General features: G+C 58.5%; 1 protein-coding gene. It reads right to left on the bottom strand.

What is annotated here, in order from left to right; all coding sequences use genetic code 11:
* Positions 1-1,199, bottom strand: a 1,199-nt coding sequence (tuf, locus tag NAV32_RS17560) for an elongation factor Tu (RefSeq protein WP_256054060.1), incomplete at its 5' end; no start/stop codon positions are given.

Raw genomic sequence — 1,199 nt, 5'->3', positions numbered from 1 at the left:
TTATTCGATGATCTTGGCAACCACGCCGGCACCAACGGTACGGCCACCTTCGCGAATCGCGAAGCGCAGACCATCTTCCATGGCGATCGGAGCGATCAGGGTGACAACCATTTTGATGTTGTCGCCCGGCATTACCATCTCGACGCCTTCCGGCAGTTCGCAGTTACCGGTCACGTCAGTGGTACGGAAGTAGAACTGCGGACGGTAGCCTTTGAAGAACGGCGTGTGACGACCGCCTTCTTCCTTGCTCAGTACGTAGACTTCGCCTTCGAACTTGGTGTGCGGCTTGATGGTGCCCGGCTTGGCCAGTACCTGACCGCGCTCTACGTCATCACGCTTGGTGCCGCGCAGCAGAACGCCGACGTTCTCACCCGCACGACCTTCGTCGAGCAGCTTGCGGAACATCTCGACACCGGTGCAAGTGGTCTTGGTGGTATCACGGATACCAACAATCTCGATCTCTTCCTGGATACGGACGATGCCACGCTCGACACGACCGGTCACAACAGTACCGCGACCGGAGATCGAGAACACGTCTTCGATCGGCATCAGGAACGGCTTGTCGATGGCACGCACAGGCTCGGGAATGTAGCTGTCGAGCGTCTCGACCAGCGTCTTCACGGCAGTGGTACCCAGACCGTTCTCGTCTTCACCGTTCAGCGCCATCAGCGCAGAGCCGATGATGATCGGAGTGTCGTCGCCCGGGAAGTCATAGGTGGACAGCAGGTCACGAACTTCCATCTCGACCAGTTCCAGCAGTTCGGCGTCATCTACCATGTCGGCCTTGTTCAGGAACACGACGATGTAGGGAACACCTACCTGACGGGACAGCAGGATGTGCTCGCGAGTCTGCGGCATGGGGCCGTCAGCAGCGGAGCAGACCAGAATCGCGCCGTCCATCTGGGCAGCACCGGTGATCATGTTCTTCACATAGTCGGCGTGACCAGGGCAGTCGACGTGCGCGTAGTGACGGAGCGGGGAATCATATTCAACGTGGGAGGTGTTGATGGTGATACCGCGAGCCTTCTCTTCCGGCGCGTTGTCAATCTGGTCGTAACCCTTGGAGACACCGCCCGAACCGAAGACTTCGGCGCAAACGCGAGTCAGGGCTGCAGTCAGCGTAGTCTTGCCATGGTCGACGTGACCAATGGTGCCGACGTTGACGTGCGGTTTGTTACGTTCGAATTTTTCTTTAGCCA

It is taken from the genome of Stutzerimonas stutzeri (assembly GCF_024448695.1).
Taxonomy (GTDB): domain Bacteria; phylum Pseudomonadota; class Gammaproteobacteria; order Pseudomonadales; family Pseudomonadaceae; genus Stutzerimonas; species Stutzerimonas stutzeri_T.
The sequence above is the reverse complement of the archived record's forward strand: the minus strand, read 5'-3'. Positions and strand labels throughout refer to the sequence as shown.